Origin of the sequence: Limnofasciculus baicalensis BBK-W-15, assembly GCF_024178385.1 — a bacterium.
GTDB classification, from domain to species: domain Bacteria; phylum Cyanobacteriota; class Cyanobacteriia; order Cyanobacteriales; family Coleofasciculaceae; genus Limnofasciculus; species Limnofasciculus baicalensis.
This window is the reverse complement of record NZ_JAMZMM010000314.1, coordinates 1-7,407: the sequence shown is the minus strand read 5'-3', so window position 1 is coordinate 7,407 and position 7,407 is coordinate 1. Positions and strand designations below refer to the sequence as shown.

Annotated in this window: 8 protein-coding genes; 4 read left to right on the top strand and 4 right to left on the bottom strand. The window is 42.9% G+C overall.

Annotation, left to right across the window (positions count from 1 at the left end; genetic code table 11):
• Positions 1-88 precede the first annotated feature (88 nt).
• Together mutT and NJ959_RS22975 are read right to left on the bottom strand one after the other, a co-directional pair.
• Positions 89-568 (bottom strand): 8-oxo-dGTP diphosphatase MutT, encoded by a 480-nt coding sequence (gene mutT, locus NJ959_RS22980; RefSeq protein WP_254014072.1) that lies wholly within the window; start codon positions 566-568, stop codon positions 89-91.
• 48 nt (positions 569-616) lie between these two features.
• On the bottom strand, positions 617-976 hold the full coding sequence (locus tag NJ959_RS22975; protein WP_254014073.1) for a DUF760 domain-containing protein: 360 nt from the start codon (positions 974-976) through the stop codon (positions 617-619).
• A 291-nt stretch (positions 977-1,267) separates the two neighbouring features.
• Here NJ959_RS22975 and NJ959_RS22970 point away from each other — a divergent pair, with 291 nt between their 5' ends.
• Entirely contained in the window at positions 1,268-1,510 is a 243-nt protein-coding gene (locus NJ959_RS22970) for a hypothetical protein (RefSeq protein WP_254014071.1), read from the top strand.
• Here NJ959_RS22970 and NJ959_RS22965 read toward each other — a convergent pair.
• Positions 1,503-2,462, bottom strand: a complete 960-nt coding sequence (locus NJ959_RS22965; RefSeq protein ID WP_254014070.1) for an RNA polymerase sigma factor, RpoD/SigA family — start codon at positions 2,460-2,462, stop codon at positions 1,503-1,505. The genes NJ959_RS22970 and NJ959_RS22965 overlap by 8 nt on opposite strands.
• 504 nt (positions 2,463-2,966) lie before the next feature.
• Here NJ959_RS22965 and NJ959_RS22960 point away from each other — a divergent pair.
• Together NJ959_RS22960 and NJ959_RS22955 are read left to right on the top strand one after the other, a co-directional pair.
• Positions 2,967-3,605: a histidine phosphatase family protein gene (locus NJ959_RS22960; protein ID WP_254014069.1), complete on the top strand. Its 639-nt coding sequence runs from the start codon at positions 2,967-2,969 to the stop codon at positions 3,603-3,605.
• 221 nt (positions 3,606-3,826) lie between these two features.
• A complete protein-coding gene (locus NJ959_RS22955) occupies positions 3,827-4,507 on the top strand; it encodes an SOS response-associated peptidase (protein WP_254014068.1) in 681 nt (226 codons plus the stop codon).
• A gap of 166 nt (positions 4,508-4,673) precedes the next feature.
• On the opposite strand, the gene NJ959_RS22950 is transcribed toward NJ959_RS22955, so the two are convergent.
• On the bottom strand, positions 4,674-5,840 hold the full coding sequence (locus NJ959_RS22950; protein WP_254014067.1) for a GNAT family N-acetyltransferase: 1,167 nt from the start codon (positions 5,838-5,840) through the stop codon (positions 4,674-4,676).
• 125 nt (positions 5,841-5,965) lie between these two features.
• Between NJ959_RS22950 and NJ959_RS22945 the strand changes: the two genes are divergently transcribed.
• Positions 5,966-7,126 carry a DUF58 domain-containing protein gene (locus NJ959_RS22945; protein ID WP_254014066.1) on the top strand — a complete coding sequence of 387 codons (1,161 nt, stop codon included), beginning with the start codon at positions 5,966-5,968 and terminating at the stop codon, positions 7,124-7,126.
• Positions 7,127-7,407 lie beyond the last annotated feature (281 nt).

Sequence of the window (7,407 nt, the reverse complement as noted above, 5' to 3'; positions counted from 1 at the left end):
AAGATGAAGATTCTGTATTGACAGTGGGCTGAAGTCAAAGGTGTATGATTGGCGACATCGCTACTGACAGTTTGGGGAACTCAACCAATTACCATTTGGTAGGTATAAAAGGACAGCCGCTGATTTGGCGCAAAGCCGCAATAATCTGACTATTAGCCTCTGGAAAAGAAAACCCGTCAATTTCATCTAACGTCACCCAGCGAATTTCCTCACATTCCACTGTTTGAGGAACACCAGCCAAGTGGCGACAATGATGTACTATTAACCTAACGCTAAAATGACTGTAATCATGCTCAATTGTAATTAAACAATCGCCCACTTCAATATCAATCGCCAATTCTTCTTTAATTTCCCGTTTAATACAATCTTCAATAGTCTCGCCTGCCTCGATTTTACCGCCAGGAAACTCCCACAAACCACCCATAAGTCCCTCAGCACGTCGGCGATCAATTAAAATTTGTTTTTGGTCATTCCAAATTACACCAACACCGATGGTTTTGTGAGGTAAAGAAGGAGACATTTCGCTCATGGGTAAATCCGATCCAACACCTAAAAGAATTAATGGCAAAAAATTTTATCCTTCAGCCTTCATCCTTCAGCCTTCATCCTTCATCCTTTATACTTCATCCTTAAAGTTAATGTCATCTAAAGGATGGGATTCTGCCATTTGTAACGACTTTTCAAATACCATACGCTGTTCCGCATTCCGGAGGAAATAGCCACTCATCATCGCTGAAGCCAGTAAACGCCCCAGATGTTCACGATTAGTACTAATCGTGACACCAAAATGTTCTGAAGGAAGATTCCCCAATAATCCCACAATATTACGTTCCATCACCTGAAAAACTTCCGAAGATGTCGGTTTCGATAAATAAGCAACAATTTCTGGACTCATGGATTGCACGTATTGCCACAATAGGTTACTATCTCCATTACCTTCAAAAAACTCAGGGGCGCGATTCGATGTGTTATTCACCATTTACCTCCTATTAACGATTCTCTCCCCTCTTCCCACTGAGGGGAGGAAACGTTTGTTGTTTCTATCTCTACCGAGTCGAGTCAGTTTCTGTACTTTAATTTAACAAGCTCAACGCGATCGCAAAGTAGGTAGAACCGAACTCCTCACATCGGATTATCTCACCTTTTGGTTGTTGGTTGTTGGTTGTTTGTTCTTGGTTGTTTGTCCGGGAGCATCCCGAGAAAGGAAGAAATGCAGGTTGTATTCTTGCTCCCCCCTTTGACTTGGGGGGCTGGGGGGGTAAAAACTTTGTCAAAAAACGAGTATCTTTGCCAAAGTGGGATGCTCCCGTTTGTCCTTACCAATAAGCAACAAGTTTCATGTAGGGTGGGCAACTCCCCCTTAGAAGTTGAAAATCTGATGATTATGTTAGTGGGGAGCGCCCACCCTACGGTTATTCCTGACTTCTGGCTGTTGGTTGTTAGTGATTGGTTATTGGTGATAACAGACAACCAACAACCGATCGCCAACAACCGATCGCCAACTAACTAGCTGCGATGTATTCCCGCATATCCGATTTGCGCTTGCGGAGTTTAGCTAGTGATTCCCGTTCAATTTGTCGCACCCTTTCCCGGCTGATATTGAGGGTTTCACCAATTTTGGCCAGAGTCATGGGTTGCCCATCTGTCAAACCAAATCGCAGCATTAACACATCTCGCTGTTGAGGTGTCAAATCTGACAGTAGTTTCTCTAAATCGGTTTGCATCGCTGAGTGATTCACGAAGTCTTCCGGTGAAGGTCCGGTATCTTCGAGCAAATCCACCAGCTCTGTATCCAGATTATCTCCTACTTTAAGATCTAAAGACAAAGGTTGGCGAGCCCTTTCCAGGTATTCCCGTACCTGTTGCTTCGTCAAATCCAATGCCTGCGCCAATTCTCCAATTGTTGCTGCTCTGCCGTGCTGTTGGGATAGTTCCCGCTGCGCTCTTTTAATTTTATTGAGCTTTTCGGTAATATGGATGGGTAGACGAATTGTTCTGCCTTTTTCTGCGATCGCTCTTGTGATTGCTTGGCGAATCCACCAGTAGGCATAAGTAGAAAAACGGTAACCTTTGGAGGGGTCAAATTTTTCTACACCTCGCTGCATTCCAATTGTACCTTCCTGGATTAAGTCCAGCAAGTCTACATTCCGCTTGATATACTTCTTGGCTACTGCTACTACCAGGCGTAAGTTAGCTTCCACCATCTTCCGCTTGGCTCTTTCACCTGTGACTAGACAAGCGTTTAATTCGCTTTCTGACAGTGCGGAAGCTTCTGCCCATTCCGATAAAGTTGGTTCGTAACCCAATTTGGCGGACAGGGATTCCTTTGTTTCCTGTAAAGCATTGAATCGCTGTACCTGTTTGCCATAAACAATTTCTTGCTCATGGGTTAGCAATGGCACTCGACCAATTTCCCGGAGGTAAGTACGAACTAAGTCAGTAGAGGTTTGAGCAGTTTTCATGGCGCTCGGTATTTTATCACTTGAGTTATAGCAAACATTCTGGTTGTTATCCCAGTTGACCCTAAAGTTTAAGGGTTTTTGTCTATGACAGACTACTTATATATAAATTGGGGGAGCATGAACCACTTTGTACAGAAGAGCGACATTGCGACTAGCTGAAATCGATGTAGTCTTCTATACTACCAGCGTTCTTGCCTAATTTGTCTTGACTTCCATAACAGTTTTTTTTACTGTTGAGCCAATCTTACCACATCGTTAAGTATTGTAACAATATATGAGAAACCAGAATTTGTGACATGAAGCTAAGGGTGGGCGCTGATTGGTGTATCTGTGGTACAAATCTCGCGGGTGTGCTGTGGGTAATGGGGAAGAGAGGTTCTCATTGTTCGTCAGCGATAGCAAGTTAGCGTCTAATTATGAGAATAGCGAGTCCAGGATGGAACAAGTGCATCATTACAAACAAAATGAGAAAATAGAAATAAATAGCGGGTAGCGATCGCCAAAATGAACCAAACTATCTGGATTGCCAGACACGGCAACCGTCTCGACTTTGTTAACCCCGAATGGTTTAACACCGCAGAACGTCCCTACGATCCACCCTTGTCAGAAGATGGTATAATTCAAGCCCAGGAACTAGGTCAACGCTTAGTAGGGGAAAGAATCCGACATATTTTCGCGTCACCCTTTTTGCGCACCGTACAAACTGCCGACAGAGTTGCCCAATTTCTGGATTTACCGATTAAAATAGAGGCTGGTCTGAGTGAATGGCTCAATCCAGATTGGATGAAAACAGACCCAGAACGACTGCCGATGGCGGTTTTGCAAGAGCAATTTCCTCGTATTGACCTTAGTTATAGATCTCGGATTACCCCTCATTATCCAGAAACTAGCGATCGCGTCATCCAACGGACAGGTGAAACAGCACGGCAACTTGCTGCTGAATTCTCAGATGATATCCTACTTGTGGGACATGGCGCATCAGTAGAAGGCGCAGCATGGGGACTTTTAGATCGTCGAGAGCCTATTAAAGCGCCTTTGTGCTGTTTAGTCAAACTAGTGCGAAAAGGAGATAAATGGGTGATGACTCTCAATGGCGACACCTCTCACCTCAGTAAAGCTCAAGGCGCGATTAGGTTGAATTGATCGGGAATAGGGAGTAGGCAGTAGGGAATAGAAAATGGGGAATCGCTTATGGAGTAAGCTTTTGACCTTATTAAATAATTTTTTGCTATTACCAGTCAGCAGCCTTAAGTACGGGAGAACTGTCAAATTGGTTCTATCCGAGCTTATTGGTGTAAATTATATGTAATATAACCCTTCTTTATTCCCCAAGCCCGATTCCCCATTCCCCAATAAAAAAAAATATGTGTGGCAGATTTAGTCAAAGCAAACTAGGAAACGCGATCGCGCAAATTTTCCAGTTAACTGAAGTTCCTTACTTAATCCCTCGATATAATATCGCACCTACCCAGTCTGTGGCAACTATTTTAAGGACTGTCGAACAGGATGAAAAACAGTTGAGAATGTTGCACTGGGGATTAATTCCCAGTTGGGCAACCGATGCGAAAATTGCTGTAAAGCTGATTAATGCTAGGGCAGAAACAGTATCAATTAAATCTGCTTTTCGCAGTGCTTTCCGACAACGGCGGTGTCTGGTATTGGCAGATGGTTTTTATGAGTGGCAACAAGATGATGGTAACAGAATTAAGCAGCCATTTTATTTCCGTTTCAATGATGAACATCCCTTTGCTTTAGCAGGATTGTGGGAGTCTTGGCAAGATGTGACTGGTAAGATAATTGAATCTTGCACTATTCTGACTACTGAGGCAAATGAATTAGTCCGTTCCATTCACCATCGAATGCCTGTGATTCTCAATCCAAATGATTACGATTTGTGGCTAGATCCAGGGGTGAAAAAAACAGAATTTTTGCAAGATCTTTTACATCCTTATCCTATCCAGAATATGATTAGTTATCCTGTGACTAAAGCAGTAAATAAGGTAAGTAATGATAGTATTTCATGTGTCGAGAGACTTGAGTGTTGAGTTTTGAATCAACGGGCTTTATATAGAGCAGATTTCAAGTGAGCGACCCCCTTTTTGCTTGGGCGACTGGAAGTCGCTGCTACACAGACAAAGACCGCCTTCGCGGTCTAATTTATCAAGGGGATATTTAACCCGGATTTGGTATCAATCTGCTGTAAAGCTTACCTCAAAAGAAATCTGGCATCCAAGGAGATACACCTGCAAATATTTGACTAGCCGCTAACAGTGCTGTTTCTGTACCAGCTAATTGCCCTGCTAACTGCAATTGATAAGGTGTAAACAAACCTGTATAAAGTGGTGCTAATCCCCGAATATCTAGCTGTAAATCTCCATTCCCACCTTGACTAACTTCACCCCGTCCATTGGAGACAGATAAAGTAAATTTACTGTTATTTTCAGGAATCAAATTATCTCGAATATCCAAATGTAATTCAACTGAAATCCCCAGAGGATAACCCCTCTTCTCCAGTGCTTTAACTACATCAATAACTCGCAGAAACCAACGGAACTGACTGATGATTTTTGCAGTTTGTTCTGGTAGAAGTAATGATAGACTATCTACCGAAGAACTATACCACTGAATTTGTTCGATTTGGGAGCGATGATTAGCCAGGAAAGACCAAAAACTTCTTGCTGCATCTCTTGTCAGAATCGCCCAATCTCTAATCTGCAAGATACCGTTATCTTGGGTGAAAATTAGATAGCCTTCCGGTTTGTCTATTTCGCCAATTAGATAAGCATATACAGTTTCCTTATCCTTGGATTGAATTAATCTCTGCCAGTGAAAGGTATTGCGATCTAAATGTCCGTTAATTAGTCTTGCTTGCTGCTCATAAATAGGATAAAATGCTTCAAGATTAATGGGGACTAGAGGCTTTAAAGGGAGTGGTTGTTCCCGCACTTGAATAGTTTGGGTGGGAATTTCCCAAGTAGAGTAAATTCCAGCTTGTTCATATCCCGCTTTCCGGTATAAACGTTGAGTCGCTGGATAAAGAACAGAAATGGGTACACCATTATCATAGAGTTCTCGAACAGTATGCTCAAGCATTGCGATCGCAACTCCCCCTCCACGATACTCTGGAGCAATCCCCACCGCAGCAATTCCCGTCATCGGTACGCGCTCACCTCCAAACCACTGACTCATGGGAATCGCTGCTAATCCACCCATGATTTGGCGAGATTGGCGGATGATACGGAAATTTTCCACACCAACGAGATTAATGTAGGCTTCACTACCTGGGAAACCAACAAAACATTGGTCGATAATAGTTATTAGCTGCTGAATATCCTCCGAATCCTGCGTCAGAATACTGTATTCCAGTTGAGGGAGCATAGATCTATAGATTAGTACATGCCAGCTACAAGTATACTACAAAAGGATGAGGCGATCGCACGGAGCGTCGAATTCAGTGACGATTGCTAATCTAGATCCTAATCCTGCAAATAATAAATAAAAAGATGGGACTAATCTATCGCATCACAGACTGGCTAGAAACTCATTGGGTGACACCTGCTTATTCAGGTTGGCTATTAGGAGGTATTGCCATTTGCTTTTTTGGCGCAGCGACTAATACTATGGCAGGTTGGCTTTATGTAATTAGTGGTATAATATTTGCTCTACTGGGATTAGCCGTATTTTTGCCCCTGCGATCGCTCCGTCATCTCTCCATCCACCGCCGCCCTATTTCTCCGGTGACTGTAGGCGATAAATTAACAATTGAAATAGATATCGAAAATCCCACACCCCACGCCAAAACTCTTCTCCAAATTCAAGATATTTTACAATCAGAATTGGGCAAACCAGTCCAAACAGCAGTGGAAACTATTGAGCCACAAAATAGCTATCACTGGGTTTATTTTCATAACACAGAAAAAAGGGGCGTTTATCGGTGGTATGAGGTACAAATTAGAACCGGAACTCCTTTAGGATTATTTTGGTGTCGGCGGAGTTGGCAAGCTACCGCAGTTGCGATAGTCTATCCGACAGTATTACCTCTAAATAGTTGCCCTATTGTAGATGAAATGGGTAGAGAAGATAGCCCACAAATTTATAGCAATCGTCGTTCTAATTCTGCTACAGAAGATTTAACAAAAGCCTTACGTCCTTACCGAGTTGGTGACCCCATGCGTTTAATCCATTGGCGGACTAGCGCCCGTTATGGGGAATTACTAGTACGAGAATTAGAAGTATTTACTGGTGCTCAAGATATTATTATTGCTTTGGATAGCGGGAATAGGTGGGATTGGGAAAATTTTGAAGCGGCGGTGATTGCGGCTGCCTCTATGTATTTCTATGCTGGTTCTCGTAAGTTAGGGGTGAGACTTTGGACAGCTAAAACAGGTTTATTACATGGGGAAAGAGTTGTTTTAGAAACACTAGCGGCTACTAATGCAGAGGAAGATAATGATGGAGGGGAATTACCTTATTTACCATTAATTTGGTTAACTCAAAATTCAGTGAGTCTTAATACCTTACCTCCCGGTAGTCGTTGGGTGTTGTGGTCATCTAATTCTGGGGAAAGTAATTTCAATATAGTATCAGGAGAGCGTGGAGGTATTGTCATAGATTCTACTGAACCTTTACAACGGCAACTACAGCTACCGCTAGTAAAGTTTTGAGTTTGTATAGTGCGTTATGCGATAGTTTTAAGTTTGTAGTTTGTAGGGTGCGTTATGCGATAGCTAACGCACCATGCCAAGTATAGCCAGTAGCGTGCGTTATGCGATAGCTAACGCACCATGCCAAGTATAGCAGTCGTAAGCAACAGGTTAAAACCTGTTGCTACACAGGCTAAACCGCCCTTCGGCGGTTCAACTTATTTGTTAATCACTAAATCCTTAACTTGCTAACCCGCGAAGGCGGGTTTTGTCTGTGTAGCGACAGATTTCAATCTGTCGTA

Excerpts from the sequence above, each read along its gene's own strand:
- NJ959_RS22965 (WP_254014070.1), bottom strand. The coding sequence starts at position 2,462 with ATGAAAACTGCTCAAACCTCTACTGACTTAGTTCGTACTTACCTCCGG.
- NJ959_RS22960 (WP_254014069.1), top strand. The coding sequence starts at position 2,967 with ATGAACCAAACTATCTGGATTGCCAGACACGGCAACCGTCTCGACTTT.
- NJ959_RS22955 (WP_254014068.1), top strand. The coding sequence starts at position 3,827 with ATGTGTGGCAGATTTAGTCAAAGCAAACTAGGAAACGCGATCGCGCAA.
- NJ959_RS22950 (WP_254014067.1), bottom strand. The coding sequence starts at position 5,840 with ATGCTCCCTCAACTGGAATACAGTATTCTGACGCAGGATTCGGAGGAT.
- NJ959_RS22945 (WP_254014066.1), top strand. The coding sequence starts at position 5,966 with ATGGGACTAATCTATCGCATCACAGACTGGCTAGAAACTCATTGGGTG.